Origin of the sequence: Azospirillum sp. TSH64 (assembly GCF_003116035.1) — a bacterium.
GTDB lineage: Bacteria > Pseudomonadota > Alphaproteobacteria > Azospirillales > Azospirillaceae > Azospirillum.
This window is the reverse complement of record NZ_LGQW01000015.1, coordinates 1772865-1795729: the sequence shown is the minus strand read 5'-3', so window position 1 is coordinate 1795729 and position 22865 is coordinate 1772865. Positions and strand designations below refer to the sequence as shown.

21 protein-coding genes and 1 tRNA gene are annotated in these 22865 nt (G+C 68.4%); 18 read left to right on the top strand and 4 right to left on the bottom strand.

Features of this window, described 5'->3' with window-relative positions:
* Nucleotides 1–86 precede the first annotated feature (86 nt).
* The 3 genes from ychF to TSH64_RS09770 all read left to right on the top strand — a co-directional run bounded on the left by ychF (nt 87) and on the right by TSH64_RS09770 (nt 4102).
* Nucleotides 87–1187: a redox-regulated ATPase YchF gene (gene ychF, locus TSH64_RS09780; protein WP_109096573.1), complete on the top strand. Its 1101-nt coding sequence runs from the start codon at nt 87–89 to the stop codon at nt 1185–1187.
* Between the two features lie 151 nt (nt 1188–1338).
* Nucleotides 1339–3009 (top strand): Na/Pi cotransporter family protein, encoded by a 1671-nt coding sequence (locus TSH64_RS09775; protein ID WP_109096572.1) that lies wholly within the window; start codon nt 1339–1341, stop codon nt 3007–3009.
* Between the two features lie 205 nt (nt 3010–3214).
* Nucleotides 3215–4102 carry an EAL domain-containing protein gene (locus TSH64_RS09770; RefSeq protein ID WP_247872837.1) on the top strand — a complete coding sequence of 296 codons (888 nt, stop codon included), beginning with the start codon at nt 3215–3217 and terminating at the stop codon, nt 4100–4102.
* Here the strand turns inward: TSH64_RS09770 and TSH64_RS09765 are convergent.
* The gene (locus tag TSH64_RS09765) at nt 4056–4523 is read right to left on the bottom strand and encodes an NUDIX hydrolase (protein ID WP_109096570.1); all 468 of its coding nucleotides are present in this window, start codon (nt 4521–4523) and stop codon (nt 4056–4058) included. The two genes, TSH64_RS09770 and TSH64_RS09765, sit on opposite strands and share 47 nt — an antisense overlap.
* Before the next feature lie 121 nt (nt 4524–4644).
* Between TSH64_RS09765 and TSH64_RS09760 the strand changes: the two genes are divergently transcribed.
* The 7 genes from TSH64_RS09760 (at nt 4645) to TSH64_RS09730 (ending at nt 9498) form a co-directional block, all read left to right on the top strand.
* Nucleotides 4645–5598 carry a LysR family transcriptional regulator gene (locus TSH64_RS09760; protein WP_109096569.1) on the top strand — a complete coding sequence of 318 codons (954 nt, stop codon included), beginning with the start codon at nt 4645–4647 and terminating at the stop codon, nt 5596–5598.
* Nucleotides 5599–5720: 122 nt separating this feature from the next.
* Nucleotides 5721–6971: an MFS transporter gene (locus TSH64_RS09755; protein ID WP_109096568.1), complete on the top strand. Its 1251-nt coding sequence runs from the start codon at nt 5721–5723 to the stop codon at nt 6969–6971.
* 11 nt (nt 6972–6982) lie between these two features.
* Nucleotides 6983–7390, top strand: a complete 408-nt coding sequence (locus TSH64_RS09750) for a hypothetical protein (protein ID WP_109096567.1) — start codon at nt 6983–6985, stop codon at nt 7388–7390.
* Nucleotides 7391–7524: 134 nt separating this feature from the next.
* On the top strand, nt 7525–7917 hold the full coding sequence (locus tag TSH64_RS09745) for an NADH:ubiquinone oxidoreductase subunit NDUFA12 (protein WP_098739448.1): 393 nt from the start codon (nt 7525–7527) through the stop codon (nt 7915–7917).
* 103 nt (nt 7918–8020) lie between these two features.
* Nucleotides 8021–8542, top strand: a complete 522-nt coding sequence (gene mlaD / locus TSH64_RS09740) for an outer membrane lipid asymmetry maintenance protein MlaD (protein WP_109096566.1) — start codon at nt 8021–8023, stop codon at nt 8540–8542.
* A gap of 118 nt (nt 8543–8660) precedes the next feature.
* Nucleotides 8661–8927 carry a hypothetical protein gene (locus TSH64_RS09735; protein ID WP_109096565.1) on the top strand — a complete coding sequence of 89 codons (267 nt, stop codon included), beginning with the start codon at nt 8661–8663 and terminating at the stop codon, nt 8925–8927.
* 151 nt (nt 8928–9078) lie between these two features.
* The gene (locus TSH64_RS09730) at nt 9079–9498 is read left to right on the top strand and encodes a DUF2155 domain-containing protein (RefSeq protein WP_247872836.1); all 420 of its coding nucleotides are present in this window, start codon (nt 9079–9081) and stop codon (nt 9496–9498) included.
* 59 nt (nt 9499–9557) lie between these two features.
* Here the strand turns inward: TSH64_RS09730 and TSH64_RS09725 are convergent, their stop codons facing one another.
* Nucleotides 9558–10220, bottom strand: a complete 663-nt coding sequence (locus tag TSH64_RS09725; protein WP_085089866.1) for an alpha/beta hydrolase — start codon at nt 10218–10220, stop codon at nt 9558–9560.
* Between the two features lie 346 nt (nt 10221–10566).
* Between TSH64_RS09725 and epsC the strand changes: the two genes are divergently transcribed.
* The 7 genes from epsC (at nt 10567) to TSH64_RS09690 (ending at nt 15860) form a co-directional block, all read left to right on the top strand.
* Entirely contained in the window at nt 10567–11352 is a 786-nt protein-coding gene (gene epsC, locus TSH64_RS09720; protein ID WP_109096564.1) for a serine O-acetyltransferase EpsC, read from the top strand.
* Nucleotides 11349–11831, top strand: coding sequence for an Rrf2 family transcriptional regulator (locus tag TSH64_RS09715; protein WP_109096563.1), 483 nt, complete (start codon nt 11349–11351; stop codon nt 11829–11831). Before epsC ends, TSH64_RS09715 begins: the two co-directional genes overlap by 4 nt.
* 45 nt (nt 11832–11876) lie before the next feature.
* Nucleotides 11877–13028, top strand: a complete 1152-nt coding sequence (locus TSH64_RS09710) for a cysteine desulfurase family protein (protein ID WP_109096562.1) — start codon at nt 11877–11879, stop codon at nt 13026–13028.
* A gap of 204 nt (nt 13029–13232) precedes the next feature.
* Nucleotides 13233–13931: a molecular chaperone DnaJ gene (locus TSH64_RS09705; protein ID WP_109096561.1), complete on the top strand. Its 699-nt coding sequence runs from the start codon at nt 13233–13235 to the stop codon at nt 13929–13931.
* 62 nt (nt 13932–13993) lie between these two features.
* On the top strand, nt 13994–14323 hold the full coding sequence (locus tag TSH64_RS09700; RefSeq protein ID WP_109086201.1) for a ferredoxin family 2Fe-2S iron-sulfur cluster binding protein: 330 nt from the start codon (nt 13994–13996) through the stop codon (nt 14321–14323).
* A 130-nt stretch (nt 14324–14453) separates the two neighbouring features.
* Nucleotides 14454–15617, top strand: a complete 1164-nt coding sequence (gene mnmA, locus TSH64_RS09695; protein WP_109096560.1) for a tRNA 2-thiouridine(34) synthase MnmA — start codon at nt 14454–14456, stop codon at nt 15615–15617.
* A gap of 168 nt (nt 15618–15785) precedes the next feature.
* Nucleotides 15786–15860: transfer RNA gene (locus TSH64_RS09690), tRNA-Met, on the top strand.
* A gap of 114 nt (nt 15861–15974) precedes the next feature.
* Here the strand turns inward: TSH64_RS09690 and TSH64_RS09685 are convergent.
* A complete protein-coding gene (locus TSH64_RS09685; protein ID WP_109096559.1) occupies nt 15975–16889 on the bottom strand; it encodes a diguanylate cyclase in 915 nt (304 codons plus the stop codon).
* A 253-nt stretch (nt 16890–17142) separates the two neighbouring features.
* Here TSH64_RS09685 and TSH64_RS09680 point away from each other — a divergent pair, with 253 nt between their 5' ends.
* Nucleotides 17143–19089 carry a sigma-54-dependent Fis family transcriptional regulator gene (locus TSH64_RS09680; protein WP_109452454.1) on the top strand — a complete coding sequence of 649 codons (1947 nt, stop codon included), beginning with the start codon at nt 17143–17145 and terminating at the stop codon, nt 19087–19089.
* A 39-nt stretch (nt 19090–19128) separates the two neighbouring features.
* On the opposite strand, the gene TSH64_RS09675 is transcribed toward TSH64_RS09680, so the two are convergent.
* Nucleotides 19129–22797 carry a hydantoinase B/oxoprolinase family protein gene (locus tag TSH64_RS09675; protein WP_109096558.1) on the bottom strand — a complete coding sequence of 1223 codons (3669 nt, stop codon included), beginning with the start codon at nt 22795–22797 and terminating at the stop codon, nt 19129–19131.
* Nucleotides 22798–22865 lie beyond the last annotated feature (68 nt).

Here is a 22865-nt window from a genome sequence, read left to right as displayed (position 1 = left end):
CCTCTCCCACTTCGCGTTTGCGCTTTGGTCCCCATCGTAGGATAAAGCGCGTCAATTCCAGCATTTCCGACGGCGAGCACCCAACCATGGGCTTCAATTGCGGCATCGTCGGCCTGCCGAACGTCGGCAAGTCGACCCTTTTCAACGCGCTGACCGCCACCCAGGCGGCCGAGGCGGCGAATTTCCCCTTCTGCACCAAGGAGCCGAACGTCGGCCGCGTCAGCGTCCCCGACCCGCGGCAGGACAAGCTGGCCGAGATCGCCAAGTCGCAGAAGGTCATCCCGACCCAGCTGGAGTTCGTGGACATCGCCGGCCTGATCCGCGGCGCGTCGAAGGGTGAAGGGCTGGGCAACCAGTTCCTCGCCAACATCCGCGAAGTGGACGCCATCGTCCATGTGCTGCGCTGCTTCGAGGACGACGACATCACCCATGTCGAGGGCAATGTCGATCCGCTGCGCGACGCCGAGGTGGTCGAGACCGAGCTGATGCTCGCCGACATGGAAAGCCTTGAGCGCCAGCTGACCAGCCTGCAGAAGAAGGCCAAGGGCGGCGACAAGGACAGCAAGATCAAGGCCGACCTGATGGAGCGCGCCCTGAAGGTGCTGCAGGACGGCAAGCCCGCCCGCGTGGTCGAGGTCTCCGACGAAGAGAAGCCGGTGTTCAAGCAGTTCATGCTGCTGACCTCCAAGCCGGTGCTCTATGTCTGCAACGTCGAAGAGGCGTCGGCCGCCACCGGCAACAGCTTCTCGGCCAAGGTCGCCGAGAAGGCGAAGGCAGAGAACGCCGAGGTCGTCGTCATCTCCGCCGCCATCGAGTCCGAGGTTGCCCAGTTGTCCGACCCTGCCGAGAAGGCCGAGTTCCTGGAGTCGATGGGGCTGGAGGAAACCGGCCTGAACAAGCTGATCCGCGCCGGCTTCAAGCTGCTGGACCTGATCACCTTCTTCACCGTCGGCCCGAAGGAGACGCGGGCCTGGACCGTGCGCCGCCACGCCAAGGCCCCGGAGGCCGCCGGCGTCATCCACACCGATTTCGAGCGCGGCTTCATCCGCGCCGAGACCATCGACTACACCAGTTACGTCACGCTCGGCGGCGAGCAGGGGGCGAAGGACGCCGGCAAGATGCGCCAGGAAGGCAAGGAATATGTCGTCCAGGACGGCGACATCTTCCACTTCCGCTTCAACGTCTGAGACACCACGGGTGACCAGGGGAACGGGAGCCTAATGGCCCCTTCCCCCTACGCTGTCATCCAACTGTCATATTGTCGTAACAATCCGCGCGCCCTACCCTTCAGTTAGGGGTGCCGCCTGACCGCATCCCCGATCCGACAAAGGGGGTGCGATGCAGGCGACACGGGTGCTGCTGGAACTCGCCGGAAATGTCGTGCTGCTCCTGTGGGGGCTGCACATGGTGCAGAGCGGCCTGACCCGTGCGCTGGGCGGCGACCTGCGCCGCATCCTGGGGGCCGGGCTGCGCAACCGCTGGACCGCCTTCCTGTCCGGCATGGGCATCACCATGCTGCTGCAGAGCAGCACCGCCACCGGCTTGATGGCCACCGGCTTCACCGCCACCGGGCTGGTGTCGCTGATGCCGGCGCTGGCGGTGATGCTGGGGGCCAATGTCGGCTCCACCCTGATCGTCCAGATCCTCGCCTTCGACGTCGCCCATGTGGCGCCGGTCCTGCTGCTCGGCGGCTTCATCGCCTTCCGCCGCGGGGCGCGGACGCGCAGCCGCGACCTGGGGCGGGTTGCCATCGGGCTCGGCCTGATGCTGCTGTCGCTGCATTTGCTGCTGGCGACCATCGCCCCGGCGGAAAATGCGCCGATGCTGCGGCGGATGCTGGCGATGCTGACCGCCGATCCGGTGGTGGCGGTGGTGCTGGCGGCGCTGCTGTCCTGGGCCGCCCATTCCAGCGTCGCCGCCATCCTGCTGATCGCCTCGCTGGCCGGCGGCGGGGTGATCGGACCGGAGGCCGCGATCGCCATGGTGGCCGGCGCCAATCTGGGCAGCGCCGTCAATCCGGTGATCGAGGGACCGGGGGGCGACGGCCGCAACCCGGCGGCCCGGCGGCTGCCGGTCGGCAATTTGATCAACCGCCTCGTCGGCTGCCTCATCGTCGTGCCGCTGCTGGAGCCGATCACCGCCGGCCTGCAAGCGGTGTCGCCGGATGCGACGCGGCTGGCCGCCAACTTCCACCTCGCCTTCAATCTGGCGATGGCCGGGCTGTTCATCGGCCCGCTGCCCTGGTTCGCACGAGCACTGACACGGATGTTCCCGGAGCGGGTGGCGGTCGCCGACCCGGCGATGCCGCTCTATCTCGACCGCAGCGCGCTGCGCATCCCCCACCTCGCCATCGCCAACGCATCGCGCGAGGCGTTGCGCATGGCCGATACGGTGGACGCCATGCTGCGCGGTGCGCTGGACGTGATCCAGACCGACGACCGCAAGCGGGTGCAGGAAATCCGTCGGATGGACGATGTGCTGGACCGGCTGCACGAGGCGATCAAGGGCTATCTCACCCAGATCAATGTCGAGGATCTGGACGAGCGTGACGCCGGCCGGATGTCGGACGTGCTGACCTTCACCATCAACCTCGAACATGTCGGCGACATCGTCGATTGCAACCTTATGGAGACGGCCTCGAAGAAGATCCGGCGCAAGCTGCGCTTCTCCACCGAGGGGGCCGGCGAGATCGCCGGCATGCTGGAGCGGCTGAGCGAAACCCAGCGGCTGGCCGCCGCCGTCTTCGTGTCGCGCGATGTCCGCTCCGCCCGCGCGCTGATCCATGAAAAGGAGGTGATCCGCGATCTGGAGACCAGCGCCACCGAGGCGCATTTCGCCCGCCTGCGCGCCGGCCGCAAGGAAAGCGTGGAGACCAGCGCGCTCCACCTCGACATCCTGCGCGACCTGCGCCGGATCAACGCCCACTTGGTTGCCGCCGCCTATCCGGTACTCGATCAATCGGGTGAGCTGCTGCCCAGTCGTCTCAAACGAGGAGCAGCGCGGGCGTGACCGTTCACGTCCTATTGGGGAACCGCCCCGCTTCGGCTTCGACCTTTTCTTGTCACCAGCGCAGCAACGTTAACACTTTCGTAACCATATAAAATTCGTCAAGCTCTTTCGCGACATGGTTAACAAATCCTTCCTGTGGTTGTTATGGCAGCAAGCCCCAGGGGAAATGTCGGGCCGAGGAATGGTTGTCGAGAGGGAGCGGACGGTGGCGAACACGCACGCGACGTCGAACGGACCCGCGAACGGACCCGGTACACAGGGGATATCCGACGCCGGCTTCGCCGCGCGGGTGCGCGACGCCATCGACCGGCAGGAACTGTCCCTGGTCTTCCAGCCCCAGGCCGACGTGATCACCAACCGCCTGACCGGGTTCGAAGCTTTGTCGCGCTGGCGCCTGTCCGACGGCACCATGCTGCCCCCCGATGTCTTCGTGCCGATGGCCGAGCAGGGAGAGGCGATCCACCTGCTCGGCGAATGGACCCTGCGGACGGCCTGTGTCGCGGCGACCGGCTGGCTGCGCGCCGGCTATCCTGACATTCCGGTGTCGGTCAACCTGTCGGCGCGGCAGCTCGACGATCCGGGGCTGGTGCTGAAGGTGCTGGGTATCCTGGCGGAAACCGGCCTGCCCGCCGCCAACCTGAAGCTGGAGCTGACCGAAACCAGCATGTTCAGCCAGACCGCCGAGGCACGCGAGGCGCTGCTGCGGTTGCGGGGCGCCGGGATCAGGCTGGTGCTGGACGATTTCGGCACCGGCTGGTCCTCGCTGGCGACCCTGCGCCGGGTGCCGGTGGAGGCGCTGAAGATCGATAAGCAGTTCGTCCAGGCGATGGTGGAGGACCGAGACGCCGCCGCCATCGTCCAAGCGGTGGTGGCGCTGGCCCACGCGCTGGAGTTGGGCGTGGTGGCGGAGGGGGTGGAGACGCCGGAACAGCGGCTCTACCTGCAAGCCTACCGCTGCGATGTTTTGCAGGGCTATTGGCTGTCGCGCCCGCTGTCCGCCGACGGGGTGGACGCTTTCCTTGCCGAGCGCAGCGCGATCCTGCCGTCTATCGGGTCGGGGGGCTCTGGCGCTGGGCCGCAGACATCAGGATGACCCGCCGGGTTTCGTCCCACTCCGTCAGTTCCCCGGCCTCATCGGCGGTCGCCCAACAGGCCTCCAGCGCATCGTCGGCGCAGAGCGGCTCGCCCTCCGCACTCTCCGCCGCCACCTCGACCAGCGTGTAATGGTAGTGGACTCGCCCCTCGGCATTGGGGGTGATGGCGTCCACCACGGTGACGATCCCGGTCGGCACCACCTCCAGCCCGGTCTCCTCCCGCACCTCGCGCACTGCGGTCTCGAACACCGTCTCGCCGACCGACTGCGCCCCGCCCGGCAGGCTCCATTGCCCCATCCGCGGCGCCTTGCCCCGCCGGATCAGCAGCACCTTGTCGCCGCGCCAGACGACGGCCCCGACGCCAACCCAGGGGCGGTCGGGATATTCGCGGCTGGAACGGTCGGGCGGAGTGGCGGGCATGAACGGCTCCCTATCGATGTCTTGACCCGAGGGTAGCGCGGTCCGACACTGGTACACCAGACGCGAAGATGCAGTGCCGCGTCCTGCCGGCGCACACCCTACCCGACCAAATGGCCGCCCCATGAAGCTCAACGAGATCCGCACCTTCATCGCCGTTGCCGATGCGCAGTCGGTGCAGGAGGCCGGCAACCGGCTGGGGCTGACGCAGTCCGCCGTGTCGCGGCTGATCCAGCGGCTGGAGGCGGAGCTTGGCGTCGTGCTGTTCGACCGGCAGACCAAGCCGCTGGCCCTGACCCGCGATGGCGAACTGGCGCTGGCCCATGCAAGGCGAATCCTCGCGGCTGCCAGCGACTTCGCCGACGCGTTCGCCGGATCGGCCGAACCGCGCGGGCTGCTGCGGCTCGGCATGGCCCATGTGCTGACCGCGCTGGCCACCGGACGGCCGCTGGACGAGCTGCGCGCCGGCTTCCCCGGCCTGACCCTGCGGCTGCATTCGGATTGGAGCAACCCGTTGATCGAGCAGGTCCGCGCCGGCACGCTGGACGGCGCGGTGATCCTGCTGTGCGAGGGGCAGGCGCCGCCCGACGATCTGCCGGTCCGCCGGATCGGTACCGAGCCTGTCAACATCATCGCCTCTCCCGATGACGCCTCCAGCGATCTCGCCACCATGAACCAGCGCGGCTGGGTGCTGCAGCCGAACGGTTGCCGTTACCGCGAGGCGTTGCAGCAGGCGCTGGCGCCGCTCGGCTTGCAGCCGAACGTAACGGTGGAGGCCTACGACCAGAGCCTGCTGGTGTCGCTGGTGACCCGCGGCGTCGGCTTCGGCCTGGCACCGATGGGGCTGATCGCGCCGATCCCCGATGCGACGGCGGTGCGCCCGCTCGACCTTCCCAACTTCCGGATGTCGGTGACGATCTGGCTGATCCAGTCGCGGACGGCCGGACGCATCGTCTCTGTCTTCGACCGGCTGGAAGAGGCGCTTCGGCGGGAACTGGCAATCGGGCGCCTGCCGAGTTGCGCGGTGCCCAAGCACGCGATGGATGAGCATCCCCTCCTGCATTCCGCTGCGGAATGACCTGGTTGCCGATTATGAATTTGCCGAACTGTTGAGGCCCGCCTATCGTCGCAGGCAGAGCAGTTTCACAACACCGGCGCGCGGCGATACCCCGCAGAGGCGCCCGGATCCGGGAGGATGCCTTGACCACCGTTACCCCTGCACCGGCGCCCTCCTGGAGGACGCCTGCACTCGTCGTCGTCTGCGGCTGCCTGATCTCGATGCTGGCCTTCGGACCGCGCTCCAGCATGGGCCTGTTCATCGGCCCGCTTTCGGAAACCCGCGGCTGGGGCCGCGACGTCTTCGCGCTGGCGATGGCGATCCAGAACATCCTGTGGGGCGCCGGCGGCCCCTTCGCCGGGGCGCTGACCGACCGCTACGGTCCGGCCCCGGTGCTGGCCGGGGGCGGGATTCTTTATGCGGCCGGGCTGGCGCTGATGCCCTATGCCACCACCAGCGTCGAGCTGTACCTGACCGCCGGCGTGCTGATCGGGCTGGGCCTGTCCGGCGCTTCCTTCGGCATCATCATCGCCGGCTTCACCCGGCTGCTGCCGCCGGAACAGCGCAGCTGGTCGGTCGGCATCGCCACCGCCGCCGGGTCGATGGGCCAGTTCCTGTTCGCGCCCATGGGGCAGGCCTTCATCGCCGGCTTCGGCTGGCAGACCGCCCTGTTGCTGCTGGCCGCTTCGATGATCGCGGTGCCGCTGCTGGCCGGCGTCTTCCCCGGTCCGAAGGGCATGACGGCGAGCGGCACACCGGCGGTGACCGGTGCCAACATCGGCTACATCGCCGCGGTGCGGCAGGCCTTCCAGCACCGCAGCTATGTGCTGCTGGTCGCCGGCTTCTTCGTCTGCGGCTTCCAGCTGGCCTTCATCACCACCCACCTGCCGCCTTACCTCACCGCCGCAGGCATCAGCCCGACGCTCGCCGCCTGGGCGCTGGCGCTGATCGGCCTGTTCAACGTCATCGGCTCCTATGCCTCCGGTATCCTGGCGGGCAAGGTCAGCAAGCGCTACCTGCTGTGCGCCAACTATTTCTCTCGCGGCATCGCGACGGCAATCTTCATCCTGCTGCCGATCTCGTCTGTGACGGTGATCGCCTATGCCGCGGTGATGGGCCTGCTGTGGCTGTCCACCGTGCCGCCGACCTCTAGCCTCGTCGCGCTGATGTTCGGCACCCGCTACATGGGCACGCTCTACGGCTTCGCCTTCTTCAGCCATCAGGTCGGCGGCTTCCTGGGTGTCTGGCTCGGCGGCGTACTGTATGAGCGGACGGGGTCCTACGATGTGGTCTGGTGGCTGGGCGTGGCGCTGGCGATGTTCGCGACCATCGTCCACTGGCCGATCGCCGAGAAGCCCGCCCCGTCGCTGGCGGCGGCCGAGGCAAAGGCGTAAGATATACGACCATGAGCGACAGCCCCGCCCCTTCCCCTGCTGCATTTCCCATCGGCCACGGCCTCGCCGCGGCGTTGCTGGGCGGTGTCCTGCTGGTCTGGGCCGGGCTGATGGGGCTGTCGCTGCAACGCGCTGCGCTGCCCGACACGACCGACGGCCTGATGCTGGCGGTCTTCTCCCCCGGCACCAGCGATGCCGAGGCGATGGCGGCGATGGTGCGGGCCGGGGGCGAGCCGGTGCGATCCACCTGGCTTGGATTCGCCTGGGTCGCCCGCGGCGTGGAACCCGGATTCGTCGGCCGGTTGAAGGCGGAGGGCGCGCTGGCGGCCTTCGGCGAGCTTCCGGTCGGCCCGACGCTGGGCGGCTGCACCGCCACCCCGGTCGATACGGCCAAGATCGCCGCGACCCGCCTGCAATAGCTCCGCTCATTCCACCCTGTGGGCAGCTTTGGCCTCACCAACGGTGGACGCGCGTGCCTTGCGGTGTCATAGTGCGGCCCGCATTCGACCAGCCCCGTTTCCGCGGGGCCAGACTCCGGAATTCGTGAGCGACGATGAGCGAGCCGATCTCCCTGTTCACCAAACTGGCGAACATTCACATCCGTTACGTCACGTGGCGTCGGGGCGCCAAGGTCGGCAGCGACCGCTTCGGCAACGTCTATTACCGCAACAAGGACACCAAGCCCGGCACGCGCGAGCGCCGCTGGGTCCTGTATGCCGGTGAGCCCGACGCCTCCAAGATCCCGCCGGAATGGCACGGGTGGCTGCACCACACCACCAAGGAGCCGCTGCCCGAGGGGTCGAGCGCCTACCACAAGCCGTGGCAGAAGGAACATCTGCCCAACATGTCGGGCTCGGTCCAGGCCTACCGTCCGCCCGGCCATGTGCTGGCCGGCGGGCAGCGCGTGCCGGCCACCGGCGATTACGAGCCCTGGACTCCGAGCTGATCCACGCCGGCACCGACCACCGGGTCGGAACGGAAAGCGGAACGGAAAGCCCGGCCCCATGCGGGCCGGGTTTCGATTCGGGAATTCGCAGCAGGATAGCTCTATGCGCCGGAATGTGATTGAGACCGTGCTTGGCGGCGTCGTGCTCGCCGTGGCCGCCGTGTTCCTTGCCTTCGCCTACAAAAGTGCGGACCTGCGCAAGGTGCAGGGGTATGACGTCACCGCCAACTTCAACAGCATCACCGGCCTGCAAAGCGGCGCCGACGTGCGCATCAGCGGCGTGAAGGTCGGCACGGTCACCGGGCTGACGCTCGATCCCACCACCTATCAGGCGGTGGTTCACCTGTCGGTCGACAATTCGGTGAAGCTGCCGAGGGACACCGCGGCGGTCATCGCCTCGGAAAGCCTGCTGGGCGGCAAGTTCCTGTCGCTGGAGCCGGGCGGCGATCCCGACGCCATCAAGCCGAACGGCAAGATCGAGTTTACCCAGAGCACGCCGGGCCTGGAACAGCTGCTGGGACAGGTCATCTTCTCGCTGCAGAGCATGAGCAAGTCGGGCGATCAGGCCAACGGCCAGCAGGGCCAGACCCCGGGACAGGCCCCGGCCCAGCCGCCGAAGCTGTGATTTCCAACCAGCAGTGATTTCCAACCCTGGGCGTGGCCGGAACCGACGGCCGCGCCTATGCGTTCCCTCTCCAGTCCGGATGGCCATCGCCGCCGGATCACGAAGCAGGAGGAACGCGATGCGTCTGTTCCATCTGGCCGCGCTCGGCGTGGCCCTGGCGACTGCCGCCTGCGGCGCCGACATGGAAGAGAAATCGGCCACCGGCGGACTTGGCGGTGCCGCAGCAGGGGCCGTGGTCGGCGGACCGGTGGGCGCCGTAGTCGGAACGGCTGCGGGTGCCGGCGCCGGTGCAGCGACCCAGAAGATCGAAGACCGCAGCGCCGCACAAAGCGGGTCGGGCGCCACCTACAGTGCGCCGGCGTCACGCAGCACCGTCACGCGCTGAGCCGCAATTTCCGCACAACGCACCCCGGCGCCCCCGCCACTAGACGCTGACCCCGCTTCCGGGATAGAAGGCGGAGCACCCCGGTACAGTTCCCGCTGACAGGCTGGGTCTTGCCATGGGGTGCCGTCCGCAATTACGGAAGCGATCCGACGTGACGAGACTTTCTAGTTATCTCCGGCCCGATCTTCTCCGGCCTGCCGCCGGCCTGCTGGGTGCCGCGGCCCTGCTGGCATCCGTGGCCGTTCAGGCCGCTCCGGTGCCGAGCCAGATGATCGAGCGGCCGGCGGCCAAGCTGCAGTGGCTGGACAAGGTGACCGCCCGCACCTCCACCTTCACCATGAAGGTCGGGGAGACCAAGGCGATGAGCAGCCTGCGCATCACCCTGCGCGCCTGCCGCGAAAATCCGCCGATCGAGACGCCGGAATCCGCCGCCTTCTTGGAAGTGACGGAGATCAAGCCCGGCGAGCAGGCCGAACAGGTTTTCAGCGGCTGGATGTTCTCCTCCAGCCCCGCCCTGTCGGCGATGGAGAACCCGATCTACGACGTGTGGGTTCTGGGCTGCGAACAATGAGGAGGTGGGGAGGTCCGGGGCGATTGCCCCCTCCCCCGCTCTCCGTCGCTTGATCCTGCTTACTCGGCCACCGCCGCGATGGGATTGCCCAGCGCCTTGTCCAGATAATCGTCCACCTGGGTCGCCAGATCGTCGGTGCGGTTGACGAAGAAGTGGCTGGCGCCGGGAACGACGCGGTGGTCGATCCGGATGTCCTTCTGGTGCGACAGCTTGGTTACCAGCTTGGTCACCGCGGCCTGGGGCACCACCTCGTCCTTGTCGCCATGGATGATCAGGCCCGAGGACGGGCACGGCGCCAGGAACGAGAAGTCGAACAGGTTGGCCGGCGGCGAGACCGACACGAAGCCGTCGATCTCCGGCCGGCGCATCAGCAGTTGCATGCCGATCCAGGCGCCGAACGACACGCCGCCGATCCAGCAGAGCGGAGCGTTGGGGTTGTAGGTCTGCAACCAATCCAGCGCCGCCGCCGCATCGGCAAGTTCGCCCTCCCCCTTGTCGTAGGTGCCCTGGCTGCGCCCGACGCCGCGGAAATTGAAGCGGAGCGCCGAATAGCCGCGCTTGGTGAACGACTGGAACAGGGTGAAGACCACCTTGTTGTTCATCGTCCCATTGTGCTGCGGGTGCGGGTGCAACAGCAGCGCGACCGGGGCGTTCGGCTGCTTGCCGTGGGTGTAACGGCCTTCCAGGCGACCGGCGGGACCGTTGAAGAGCACTTCAGGCATGGGAACGACGTTCCTGACGCGGACAAAGGGTTGTTGGAACCGCCGCGGCGACCGGCCGGACTTTCATCCGGCAAACCGCCCCGGCGCACGGGCCGTCCGGCCCGTCACGGATTTTCCCGTCTCGGAGTGGGGTTTTCCGCACACAATTCTTGACCGTTTTGCTTGGTCATCATATATGCGTCGTAACGTCCTCCGGGACAACCCGCCTGACCCGCCCGATCGGCTCCAGCGCTAGCCGGACCCATCGATAAGTCCGGGTCCCTACCGGTCTGAACCGTCGAGGTTTCGGACCGGAAGGTCCTGAACCGCAAGGGTCCGACAGGCCGAAACCGGGCACGGGCGGCCGATGAGAGCGGCGGACTATACCACGGCGGGTGATGGCGTGTTCAAGCATCTTCGCGAAGAGATCGATGGGATCATGGCGCGCGACCCCGCCGCGCGGTCCCGGCTCGAGGTCGCGCTCTGCTACCCCGGCTTGCACGCCATCGTTCTCCACCGCATTGCCCGGCGCGCCCGCGACGCCGGATTGCACACCACCGCCCGCCTGATCTCGCAGATCGCCCGGTCGCTGACCGGCATTGAAATCCATCCCGGCGCCACCATCGGACGCCGCTTCTTCATCGACCACGGCATGGGTGTCGTGATCGGCGAGACGGCGGAGATCGGCGACGACGTCATGCTCTATCATGGGGTGACGCTGGGCGGCACCTCGCTCAATCCCGGCAAGCGCCACCCGACGCTGGGCGACGGCGTCATCGTCGGGGCCGGCGCCAAGATCCTGGGCGCCATCACCATCGGACGCGGCGCGCGCATCGGTGCCAATGCGGTGGTGGTGGCCGACGTGCCGGCAGACACTGCGGTGGTCGGCATTCCCGCCAAGCCGGTGGTGGCGCGCGACCGCGCCGAAACCCGCAAATTCATGCCCTACGGCACCCCCTGCGGCGACATCCCCGACCCGGTTGCCCGCGCGCTGACCGGCCTGCTCGACCAGATGACGGCGCTGCAGGCCCGTGTCGGCGAGCTGGAAGCGGATCGTCCGCCCGCTGCCCTCCCCCGTTCAACACCCACACCGCTAGAGACGGTGGCGTCCCACGCAAACGGGATGCACGAAGCGCAAGGAGAATCGCGATGAGACTCAGCACCAAGGGACGCTATGCCGTGATGGCGATGGTCGATCTGGCCGCCACCAGCCAGGGCAGCCCGGTCGCGCTGGCCGACATCGCGGAGCGGCAGGAGATTTCCCTGTCCTATCTGGAGCAGCTGTTCGCCAAGCTGCGCAAGGGCGGTCTGGTCAAGAGCGTGCGCGGCCCCGGCGGCGGCTATCTGCTTGCCCACCCGGCAGATGCGACCCGGGTGTCCGACATCATCCTGGCGGTGGACGAGCCGATCCGCACCACCCGCTGCGCCAACGGCACGCCGCAGGGCTGCCGCACCAACCGCTCGCGCTGCCTGACCCACGATTTGTGGGAAGAGCTGGGCAACCAGATCCATATGTATCTCAGCTCGGTCACCGTCGCCGATGTGGTGGAGCGGCGGATCATCGGCACCAGCGGCCTGAACCTGTTGCGCCCGGCCCCGGCCACCGACAGCGCCGCCGCTGCCGCCGAGTGATGCAGACCAAAGAGAGTGGCCTTTCACGTTGAGCGCTTCTGAAAAGTGACTTCCCAGCCCGTTGCCACACCCGTTGCCTCGTTCAGACGAACCGGTGTCTATCTCGACCACAACGCCACCGCTCCGCTGAAGCCGGAGGTAAAGGCGGCGATGGGTCAGGCGATGGATCTGGTCGGCAACCCGTCCTCCGTCCATGCCTTCGGCCGCAGCGCCCGCCGGGCGGTGGAAGAGGCGCGTGCCGCCGTGGCGACGCTGGTGGGCGTGAAGCCGGCACAGGTCCTGTTCACCGGCAGCGGGACGGAGGCGAACAACTTCGCTCTCCGCGGTTTCCCCGGCCGCCGTGCGCTGACCTCCGCCATCGAACATGAGTCGGTGCTGGCCGCCCAGCCCGGGGCGGAGCGCTTCGGCGTGGACCGCGATGGCGTCGCCGACCTGGACGATCTGGAGCGCCGGCTGGCCGCTGCGGACACCCCGGCCCTGGTCTCGCTGATGCTGGTCAACAACGAGACCGGGGTGATCCAGCCGGTGGCCGACGCGGCCCGGATCGCCCACGCCCATGGCGCGCTGCTCCATTGCGACGCGGTGCAGGCGGCCGGCCGGATGCCGCTGTCCCTGCCCGATCTCGGCGTCGATCTGATGACGCTGTCTGCCCACAAGCTGGGCGGTCCGACCGGCGTCGGCGCCCTGATCCTGGCGGAGGGGCTCGAACCCGATGCGCTGATCCGCGGCGGCGGGCAGGAGCGGCGCAAGCGGGCCGGTACCGAGAACCTGCTGGGCATCGTCGGCTTCGGCGCCGCGGCCCGGCTGGCGTTGGACGGGCTGGCGGAGGCCGCCGACCGTGCCTCCCTGCGCGACCGGCTGGAGCGGGAGGCGCTGGCCGCCATCCCGCACGCCCGGGTGATGGGGGCCGGTGCGGCGCGGGTCGCCAACACCAGCTGCCTGATGCTGGCCGGCCTCGCCGGAGAAACCCAGGTGATGACGCTGGACCTCGCCGGCGTGGCGGTCAGCGCCGGATCGGCCTGCTCCAGCGGCAAGGTGAAGCCCTCCCATGTGCTGGCGGCGATGGGCGAGGACGACCGCTCCGCCGCAAGCGCCATCCGGGTCAGTCTGGGCTGGACCAGCGATGACGAGGCGGTCGACCGCTTCCTGACGGCCTGGACCGCGATGGCGCGGCGAAGCGCGCCCGCGGATGGCTGATCCCAGCTGTTACCCGCCATGGCTGCGCGACCATCTGTCCTCGGTCAGGAAAGCCCGCATTCGCGCATTGCGCCGGATGCGGCTTATCGGTATGACCCCGCGGAAGGCGGCCTTCGTGACAATGGCCTTCGTGACAACAGGGGCCTCATGTCGGGTAAATCATCCCATCGGCCGAGCCTTTCGGCGTTTTGACGGACTGCGCGCATGACCAGCTCCAAATCCGGCCCGCCCAAATCCGGCCCGCCCGGCAACAGCAGCGGCGGCATTTCCGGCGCCATCGCCGGCGATCTGGAGCCCTGCGGCACCTGTGGCCGCTCGGTGGCGCCACGCGCCCTGTTCTGCCATGCCTGCGGCGCGGCACAGCCGCCGCGGCCGCTCGACCCCTTCACCCGGCTGGGGCTGGAGCGCCGCTTCGACATCGATCTGGAACAGCTGACGAAACAGCATGCCGGCTTCACCCGCGCCATGGACCCGGAGCGTTTCGCCGCCCGCGGCCAGCGCCAGCAGGCCAACGCCAAGGCCCAGGTCGAGGCGCTGCGCGACGCCTATGACGTGCTGCGCGATCCCATCCGCCGCGCCCATGCGCTGCTGGAACTGATCGGCGGTGCGCCGGCCGATGGCGACGAGGACGGCGACGAGGAGATCGCCGACCTCGTAGCCCGGCTGGCCCGTGCCGACGACGTGCTGGAGTTGGACCGCATCGGGCTGGACCTCAACCAGCGGGTCGAGGCCTGCATCAAATATCTCGCCCCGGCCTTCCGCAAGGCACAGGCGGCCTCGACACCCGACAGCCCGCCGGCCGCCGACGGTGCCGCCCGCATCCTGGCCCGGCTGCAGCGGCTGGAAGCGCTGGCCACCGAGGTGCGCGACCGCCGTGCCGCGCGGACGACCCCGCGGCCGTGATTCACATTTTCCTTACAATCGCCCTTTAATTCGCTAGGCAACCGTAAAAGAACGAGGACCCCATGCCCAAGATGACCTTCATCGAGACCGACGGCACCCGCCGCGAGGTGGACGCCCCGCTCGGCCTGTCCGTGCTGGAGATCGCGCACAAGAACAGCCTGGACCTGGAAGGCGCCTGCGAGGGCTCTCTGGCCTGCTCCACCTGCCATGTCGTGATCGAGCCGGAGTGGTTCGACGTCCTGCCGGATGCGCAGGAGGATGAGGAGGACATGCTGGACCTCGCCTTCGGCCTGACCAAGACCTCGCGCCTGGGCTGCCAGATCATCATGACCGAAGAGTTGGACGGCCTCGTCGTCCGCCTGCCGGGCGGCAGCAACAACGCGATGAAGTAAGCGTTCGGGGGAACCCTGTTCCGGCCGCCGGGACGGCGCCGCGCGCTGCGGCACCCGGCGGCCGCTTGTGTTGTCCCCTGCTGCGCATTCCTGCCTTTTCCGGGCGCCTGCCCGCCTTATATAGGGCGCCATGAACTCCCTCGGTCTTTCCAAGCGCCCCCAGGACACCCGCGTCGTCGTCGCGATGTCCGGCGGGGTGGATTCCTCCGTCACCGCGGCCGTGCTGCGGGAGGAGGGCTATGACGTCGTCGGCATCACGCTGCAGCTCTACGACCACGGCCTCGCCTTGCAGAAGCCGGGCGCCTGCTGCGCCGGCCAGGACATCTACGACGCCCGTCAGGTCGCCGACCGCATCGGCATCCCGCATTACGTCCTGGATTACGAAGGCCGCTTCAGCCAGGACGTGATGGACGATTTCGCCGACAGCTATCTGCGCGGCGAGACGCCGATCCCCTGCGTGCGCTGCAACCAGCGGGTCAAATTCCGCGACCTGCTGAACACCGCCCGCGACCTGGGTGCCGAAGCGCTGGCCACCGGCCATTATGTCCGCCGCGTCGCCGGCCCGCATGGCGCCGAGCTGCATCGCGCCGTCGATCCTGCCAAGGACCAGAGCTATTTCCTGTTCGCCACCACGCGCGAACAGCTGGAGTTCCTGCGCTTTCCCCTCGGCGGCCTGACCAAGCCGGAAACCCGCGCCCTGGCCGAGCGCCACGGGCTGGAGGTGGCAGCCAAGCCCGACAGCCAGGACATCTGCTTCGTCCCCAACGGCAACTATGCCGAGGTGGTGGCGAAACTGCGCCCCGGCTCGGTCGAGCCCGGCGACATCGTCCATGTCGATGGCCGCGTTCTCGGCCGCCACAAGGGCGTCGTCCACTACACGGTCGGCCAGCGCAAGGGGCTGGGCATCGGCGGCATCCGCGGCCAGGAAGAAGAGGCGCTCTACGTCGTCCGCCTGGAGCCTGCGCGCCGCCGCGTCGTCGTCGGCCCGCGCCGCGACCTCGCCCGCTCGCTGGTGACGGTGCGCGACGTGAACTGGCTGGGCCCCGATCTGGCCAATGGTGCCGGCATCGAGGTTTCGGTAAAGCTCCGCTCCGCCCAGCCGGCCGCCCCTGCCCTGTGGCGCGCCGGCCCGGACGGCACCGCGCAGGTCGAGCTGCTGGAGCCTCAGCACGGCATCGCCCCGGGCCAGGCCTGCGTCGTCTATCAGGGCGACCGCGTGCTGGGCGGCGGCTGGATTTCCGCCACCGCCGGCGGAGTGGGCGAGGGTATGGAGGCGGGGGAAACGGCAGCCTGAATCAGAGGGTTATGCGACTTTTCGCCGGCCGGCCAAAAAAAATCGCACCCCCCGAAAATTCCGCGTTGACAGGCCAAGTCGCCCTATCCTATATAGCGGCTCCCGGCGGCAACGACGGGACACGATGGTAGCCACGGCGGCGGAAACGCCAGCAACGGCGATCACGATGGCAGCGTAGCTCAGTGGTAGAGCAGGGGAATCATAATCCCTTGGTCGGGGGTTCAAATCCCTCCGCTGCTACCATCATAGAAAACCCCCTGATTTCCGGAAGGAAGCCAGGGGGTTTTTCTTTGTGCGCTCTCAGCTTGACGCCGTGTGGACTGTGGATCGGTGACTGTGGGGAACCGGTGGCTCCCCTTACCCCGCCAGCGACTTCGGCAGTGCGATCTGCGGCTCGACCTCCACCCGGTTGCGGCCGGCGTTCTTGGCGCGGTACAGGGCAGCGTCGGCGCGGGCCAGCAGAGGCTCGATGCCGGTGTCGCTGCCGGTCAGCCAGCTCAGCCCCAGGCTGACGGTCAGGAACAGCTCTCCGCCGTCCTCCCGCTTCACCGGCTGGGCGGCGATTGCCTGGCGCAGGCGCTGGGCGGCGGCAAAAGCATTCACGGGCGGAGTTTCCGGCATCACCACGGCGAACTCCTCGCCGCCCAGCCGGCCGATCAGGTCGCAGGCGCGCAAGCTGTCCTTGCAGGCGCGCACCGTGCTGCGGATCGCCTCGTCGCCGGTGGCGTGGCCATAGCTGTCGTTGACCCGCTTGAAATGGTCGATGTCCAGCATCACCACCGACAGCGGGCGTTCGTATCGTCGCGAGCGGGTAAACTCTTCAGCCCCCCTCTCCAGGAAGCGGCGGCGGTTCATGGCACCGGTCAGAGCATCGGTGGTCGCCAGCCGCTCCAGGTCGCGCTGCATCGCCACGACGCGCGAGGCCGCCAGCAGGCGCGCCGCCGTCCATTTCCAATCCAAAGGTTTTCGCAGGAACTCGTCGGCGCCGGCCTCCACCAGTTCGTGGAACTGGTCGGTCATGCTGCCTGGAATCATCAGGATCAGGTAGAGGTGGCGAAGCCCCTGGGCCGTGCGCAAGTGCCAGCACAGCTCCAGCCCCGTCATGTCGGCCAGACGGATGTCGGCCATCACCACGTCGAACCGCTCGTTCGCCACCGCCTCGATGGCGGCGGCGCCATTGTTGACCACGCTGGTGGCATAGCCGAGCTTGTTCAGCTCGTACACCATCATGGTCAGGTGGCGCGGTGAATCGTCGACGATCAGAATCCGCAAATCGAAAGCTCCCGGCGATCCCTGCCCGTTTATGGAGCATGCGACCTTACTTGTGCAAATGTCCTTAACGTCATGCCATGGCAGGATAACCAAAAGCGGATGTCATACGCCGGTATTCCAGGGTGATGGATGCCCCCCGCCGGAGGACCGATCTGATGCTTTTGCATATGTTGCCTATCGGGCCGGCCGGTTGATACTGTCCATCCCAATATGTTCGTGGAACAAGCGAACGATGATTGCGGGAGGCACGACCATGGACAGCGCGCGCGCGGCCCACATCGATGAACTCGTCCGTGTCTCCACCGGCCGTGTCTCCGCAGGGGTGTCGTCCGCCCGCGATCCGATCATCGAGAACTCGTGGCGCCGCTGCGTCGCCGACCACAAGCTGGACCCCACCGTCGGGCGCGAGGCGCACATCCTGCCGCAGGAACGGCTGCGCGAGCATCGCGACGCGATGGACGAGTTCCTGCGCATGGCCCGCTTCGGGCTGGAGGCGCTGTACCGGCAGGTCGCCGGCATGGGCTATGTCCTGCTGCTGACCGACAGCAACGGCGTCACGGTGGACTTCATCGGCGACCCGACCTTCGACAACCATCTGCGCCGGGCCGGCCTGTATCTCGGGTCCGACTGGAATGAGGGGCATGCCGGGACCTGCGCAGTCGGCACCTGCATCGCCACCGCCCAGGCGCTGACCGTGCACCAGACCGACCATTTCGACTCCACCCACATTCCGCTGACCTGCACCGCGGCTCCCGTCTTCGACAGCGGGGGCGAACTGGCCGCCGTGCTGGACATCTCCGCCCTGCATTCGCCGGAGCCGAAGATCAGCCAGTATCTGGCGCTGCAGATGGTGCGCGCCTATGTCCACAAGATCGAAACCGCCAACCTCTACAACAACTTCCGCCGCGACTGGGTGCTGAAGCTGTCGGCGTCGCAGGAGTTTGCGGAGGTCGACCCCGACTTCGTACTGGCGCTGGACGCCGGCGGACGGGTGGTCGGCTTCAACCACAAGGCCCATGATCTGCTGGCGGAGGACGGGGCATCACCGCTCGGCCGGTCCTTCGCCGAACTGTTCGATTGTGAGGTGGACGATCTGGTCCATTTCGTCCGCTCGCTGCCGACCGAGCAGCGCACGCTGCGCCTGCGCCGCACCGGCCTGCCGCTGTTCGCCCAGGCGATGCCACCGCCCGCCGTGTCGCTGCCGCGCAGCCACACGCCGGATCATGGCGGGGATTCGCTGCCAGAGCCGCTGCGCGTGGTGTCCGGCGGCGACCCGGCACTGAAGGCCGTGCTGACGCGGGCGGCCAAGCTGGTCAACACCCGCATGAGCCTGCTGATCCACGGCGAGACCGGCACCGGCAAGGAGCACCTCGCCAAGGCCCTGCACAAGGCCAGCATCCGCCGCAACAAGCCCTTCGTCGCCGTCAATTGCGCCGCCCTGCCGGAGAACCTGATCGAGAGCGAACTGTTCGGCTACGAGCCCGGCTCCTTCACCGGGGCGACGGCGCGCGGCAAGAAGGGGCTGATCCTGGAGGCCGACGGCGGCACCCTGTTCCTGGACGAGATCGGCGACATGCCGCTGTCGTCGCAGACCCGGCTGCTGCGCGTGCTGGCCGAGCGCGAGGTGACGCCGATCGGCCGGACCAAGGCGGTGTCGGTGGATGTCCGCGTCATCGGCGCCACCCACCGCGATCTGGTGGAACTGGTCAAGGCAGGACAGTTCCGCGACGACTTGTACTTTCGTCTCAACGGCGCGGTGTTCACCGTGCCGCCCCTGCGCCAGCGCGGCGACCTGGACTGGCTGATCGAACGGCTGCTGGCCGAGCGGGCGGAACGTGACGGCATCGGCTACCGCCTCACGCCGGCGGCGCTGGCTGCCCTGCGCGGCCATGGCTGGCCGGGCAATGTGCGGGAACTGGTGAATGCGCTGGACTATGCCTGCGCGGTCAGCGACGGCGGGTTGATCGACCTCGACGATATCCCAGAGCCGGTGCAGCACAGCGGCCTGTTCCGGGCCTGGCCGGAGGAGGTTGCGCAAACGGTTGCGACGGAGGAGGACCCGGCCGCCCGGCTGCGCGAGACGCTGCGGCGGCACCATTGGAATATTTCAGCGACGGCGCGCGCGATGGGGGTCGACCGCTCGACCGTCCATCGGCAGATGCACCGCTTCGGCATCGTGGCGCCGCACCGGGCGGAGTGAGGGAGCGCGGCAGGTTTCCGCGCCCCCCGGACTCCCCGTTTACCCTGCGGCTCCGAACCCGCCGCCGCCCGGCGTCTCGACCACCAGGGCATCACCCGGACGCATGACGGCGCTGTCCTGAGAGGCCAGTTCCTGCACGCTGCCGTCGGTGCGCTGGACCCAGGTCCGGCCGACTGCTCCGTCGGCACCGCCCTTCAGACCGAAGGGAGCGATCTTGCGGTGGTTGGCGAGGATGGCGGCGGTCATCGGCTCCAGGAAGCGCAGGCGGCGGATCACGCCGTCGCCGCCGCGCCAGCGCCCTGCCCCACCGGAGCCGCGGCGGATGCGGAAGCTCTCCACAAGCACCGGGAAGCGCCATTCCAGCACCTCCGGATCGGTCAGGCGCGAGTTGGTCATGTGGGTCTGCACGGCGTCGGTGCCGCTGAAGCCGTTGCCGGCGCCCGACCCGCCGCAGACCGTCTCGTAATACTGGTGCCACTCGTTGCCGAAGGTGGTGTTGTTCATCGTGCCCTGGGCCGACGCCATCACCCCCAGCGCGCCGAACAGGGCATCGACGATGCACTGGCTGGTCTCCACATTGCCGGCGACCACCGCGGCGGGCGGATTGGGCGACAGCATGGAGCCCGGCGGAATGACGATCTCGATGGGGCGCAGGCAGCCCTCGTTCATCGGGATCTCGTCGTCCACCAGACAGCGAAAGACATAGAGCACCGCGGCCCGGCAGACGGCCGAGGGGGCGTTGAAGTTGTTGGTGAGCTGGCTGCTGGTGCCGGAGAAATCGACGATGGCCGAGCGCGCGGCATGGTCGATCGACACCCGCAGCTTGATGACCGCGCCGTTGTCCAGCGTCACCGCGAAGTCGCCGTCGCTCAGCACGCCGATGGCGCGGCGGACCTGCTCCTCGGCATTGTCCTGGACGTGGCGCATATAGGCGATGACGGTCGACAGGCCGTGCAGGCGGACGACGCGGTGCAGTTCGCGGGTGCCCTGCTCGTTGGCGGCGACCTGCGCCTTGAGGTCGCCGATGTTCTGCGCCGGGTTGCGAGCCGGATGCGAGCCGGAGCGCAGAAGCTCCACCATTTCCTGCTCGCGGAACTGGCCGTTCTCCACCAGCGGCACGCAGTCCAGCAGCACGCCCTCGTCGGCGATGGTCCTGCTGTCGGGCGGCATCGAGCCGGGGGTGATGCCGCCGACATCGGCATGGTGACCGCGGGAGGCGACGAAGAACAGCAACTCCTTGCCCGGCTCGTCAAACACCGGGGAGACGACGGTGATGTCCGGCAGGTGGGTGCCGCCGTGATAGGGATCGTTCAGCGCGAAGCTCTCGCCGGCGGTGAAGGTGCCGCCGCGGCGCTGGATGACGGCCCGCACGCTCTCGCCCATCGATCCCAGATGGACCGGCATGTGCGGAGCGTTTGCGATCAGGCCGCCATCGCGGTCGAACAGGGCGCAGGAAAAGTCCAGACGCTCCTTGATGTTCACCGACCGGGCGGTCTTCTCCAGCGTCACGCCCATCCGCTCGGCGATGGACATGAACAGGTTGTTGAAGACCTCCAGCGTCACCGGATCAACCTTGGCCCCGCCCTTGACGCCGGCGGCCTGACGCTGGGCCGCCGGCTCCAGCCTGGACAGCACCAGATGGTTCTTGCGGGTGACCTCGGCCATCCAGCCGGGCTCGACCACGGTGGTGGAGACCGCCTCGGCCAGGATCGCCGGACCGACGACACGGTTTCCGGGCTGAAGCTGACGGCGGTCATAGAGCGGCGCCTCGCGGCGCTGGCCGCCGCTATGGATGGCGACGGTGGCAAGCCGGCGCGGCAGCACCGCGGTGGTGGCGGGAAGCTCCGGATCCTCCAGAACGTCGGTCAGGCCGACCGCCTCCAGCGTCACCGACTCGACCTCCAGCGCGGTGCCGGGGGTGAGGAAGCCGTAGCGGCGGCGGTGCGCCTCCTCGAAGGACTTGGTCATCGCCACCTTCGACCCGAAGGCGACGGTCAGGGTGGTGTCGGAGCCGGCGGCCTTGAGATGGACGCGGCGGTTGATCGCCTGCCGCCCGGCATCCACGCCCTGGCGGGTCAGCTCGGCCCGTCCTTCGGTCTCCAGATCGGTGAACAGCATGGTCAGCCGGTCGACCACCGCATCGCTCAGCGGCCCTTCCACCGCACGCTCGCGGATGGCGACGGTGTCGGCCAGACCGATGCCGTAGGCGGACAGCACGCCGGCCTGCGGGTGCAGGAACACCCGCGTCATGCCCAGCGCGTCGGCGACGGCGCAGACATGCTGGCCCGCCGCCCCGCCGAAGCCGTTCAGCGTGTAGCCGGTGACGTCGTAGCCGCGCTCGACCGAGATCTTCTTGATGGCGTTCGCCATGTTGTCGACGGCGATGCGCAGGAAGCCTTCGGCCACCTCCTGCGGGGTCATCGTCGTGCCGAGCTTGGCATTGACGGTGGCGGCCAGCTCGGTGAAGCGGGCCTTCACCACCTCGGCGTCCAGCGGCTGGTCGCCGTTGGGGCCGAAGACATTGGGGAAGAAGCGCGGCTGGATCTTGCCGACCATCACGTTGCAGTCGGTGACGGTCAGCGGACCGCCGCGGCGGTAGCAGGCGGGGCCGGGGTTGGCGCCGGCGCTGTCCGGCCCGACGCGGAAGCGGGTGCCGTCGAAGACGCAGAGCGAACCGCCGCCGGCCGCCACCGTGTGGATGTGCATCATCGGCGCGCGCACCCGCACGCCGGCCACCACCGCGTCGAAGGCGCGTTCGTACTCGCCGGCATAATGCGACACATCGGTCGAGGTGCCGCCCATGTCGAAGCCGATGACCCGGTCGAAGCCGGCCATGCCGGCGGTGCGCACCGCGCCCACCACGCCGCCGGCCGGACCCGACAGGATGGCGTCCTTGCCCTGGAAGCGGCGGGCGTCGGTCAGGCCGCCGTTGGACTGCATGAACATCAGCGGCACCGGCGCGCCATCGACGCTGAGATCGTTGGCGACCCGGTCGACATAGCGGCGCAGCACCGGCGAGAGGTAGGCGTCGGCCACCGTGGTGTCGCCACGGCCGACCAGCTTCATCAGCGGGCTGACCAGATGGCTGACCGACACCTGGGTGAATCCGACCGCGCGGGCCAGCGAGGCGACCTGCCGCTCATGCTCGGGATAGCGGTAGCCGTGCATCAGCGCGATGGCGGCGGCGCGGAAGCCCCGGCGGTAGGCCTCCTCCAGCCCGCGGCGGACGGCATGCAGGTCGACCGGCTTCAGCACGCGGCCATCGGCCATCACCCGTTCCGGCACCTCCACCACATGGGAATAGAGCTGGTCGGGCAGATCGATGCGGCGGGCGAAGATCTTCGGACGGGCCTGATGGCCGATGCGCAGCTGGTCGGCCAGACCTTCTGTGATCAGCAGGACGGTCGGCTCGCCCTTGCGCTCCAGCAGGGCGTTGGTGGCGACGGTGGTGCCCATCTTGACCACCTCCACCGTGTCCTGCGGGATAGGCTGGCCCGGTTTCAGCCCCAGAAGCTCGCGGATGCCCTGGACGGCGGCGTCAGTGTAGCGCTCCGGATTTTCCGACAGCAGCTTGTGGGTCACGACCGACCCGTCGGGCCGGCGGCCGACGATGTCAGTGAAGGTGCCGCCGCGATCCACCCAGAACTGCCACCGGGCCGGCTTGGTTTCCGCCGCACCGGTCACCGTCCCGCTCTTCGTCCCACTCATTGTCGCACCCGCCGAAGTCCATGCGCGGCAACCGCACCGCGCGTGGGCCGGAGTTTCGCGATCCGGCA

Excerpts from the sequence above, each read along its gene's own strand:
- TSH64_RS09675 (WP_109096558.1), bottom strand. The coding sequence starts at position 22,797 with ATGAGTGGGACGAAGAGCGGGACGGTGACCGGTGCGGCGGAAACCAAG.
- TSH64_RS09745 (WP_098739448.1), top strand. The coding sequence starts at position 7,525 with ATGAGCGAGCCGATCTCCCTGTTCACCAAACTGGCGAACATTCACATC.
- TSH64_RS09735 (WP_109096565.1), top strand. The coding sequence starts at position 8,661 with ATGCGTCTGTTCCATCTGGCCGCGCTCGGCGTGGCCCTGGCGACTGCC.
- mlaD (WP_109096566.1), top strand. The coding sequence starts at position 8,021 with ATGCGCCGGAATGTGATTGAGACCGTGCTTGGCGGCGTCGTGCTCGCC.
- ychF (WP_109096573.1), top strand. The coding sequence starts at position 87 with ATGGGCTTCAATTGCGGCATCGTCGGCCTGCCGAACGTCGGCAAGTCG.
- TSH64_RS09725 (WP_085089866.1), bottom strand. The coding sequence starts at position 10,220 with ATGCCTGAAGTGCTCTTCAACGGTCCCGCCGGTCGCCTGGAAGGCCGT.
- epsC (WP_109096564.1), top strand. The coding sequence starts at position 10,567 with ATGAGAGCGGCGGACTATACCACGGCGGGTGATGGCGTGTTCAAGCAT.
- TSH64_RS09680 (WP_109452454.1), top strand. The coding sequence starts at position 17,143 with ATGGACAGCGCGCGCGCGGCCCACATCGATGAACTCGTCCGTGTCTCC.
- mnmA (WP_109096560.1), top strand. The coding sequence starts at position 14,454 with ATGAACTCCCTCGGTCTTTCCAAGCGCCCCCAGGACACCCGCGTCGTC.
- TSH64_RS09705 (WP_109096561.1), top strand. The coding sequence starts at position 13,233 with ATGACCAGCTCCAAATCCGGCCCGCCCAAATCCGGCCCGCCCGGCAAC.
- TSH64_RS09760 (WP_109096569.1), top strand. The coding sequence starts at position 4,645 with ATGAAGCTCAACGAGATCCGCACCTTCATCGCCGTTGCCGATGCGCAG.
- TSH64_RS09765 (WP_109096570.1), bottom strand. The coding sequence starts at position 4,523 with ATGCCCGCCACTCCGCCCGACCGTTCCAGCCGCGAATATCCCGACCGC.
- TSH64_RS09775 (WP_109096572.1), top strand. The coding sequence starts at position 1,339 with ATGCAGGCGACACGGGTGCTGCTGGAACTCGCCGGAAATGTCGTGCTG.
- TSH64_RS09715 (WP_109096563.1), top strand. The coding sequence starts at position 11,349 with ATGAGACTCAGCACCAAGGGACGCTATGCCGTGATGGCGATGGTCGAT.
- TSH64_RS09700 (WP_109086201.1), top strand. The coding sequence starts at position 13,994 with ATGCCCAAGATGACCTTCATCGAGACCGACGGCACCCGCCGCGAGGTG.
- TSH64_RS09750 (WP_109096567.1), top strand. The coding sequence starts at position 6,983 with ATGAGCGACAGCCCCGCCCCTTCCCCTGCTGCATTTCCCATCGGCCAC.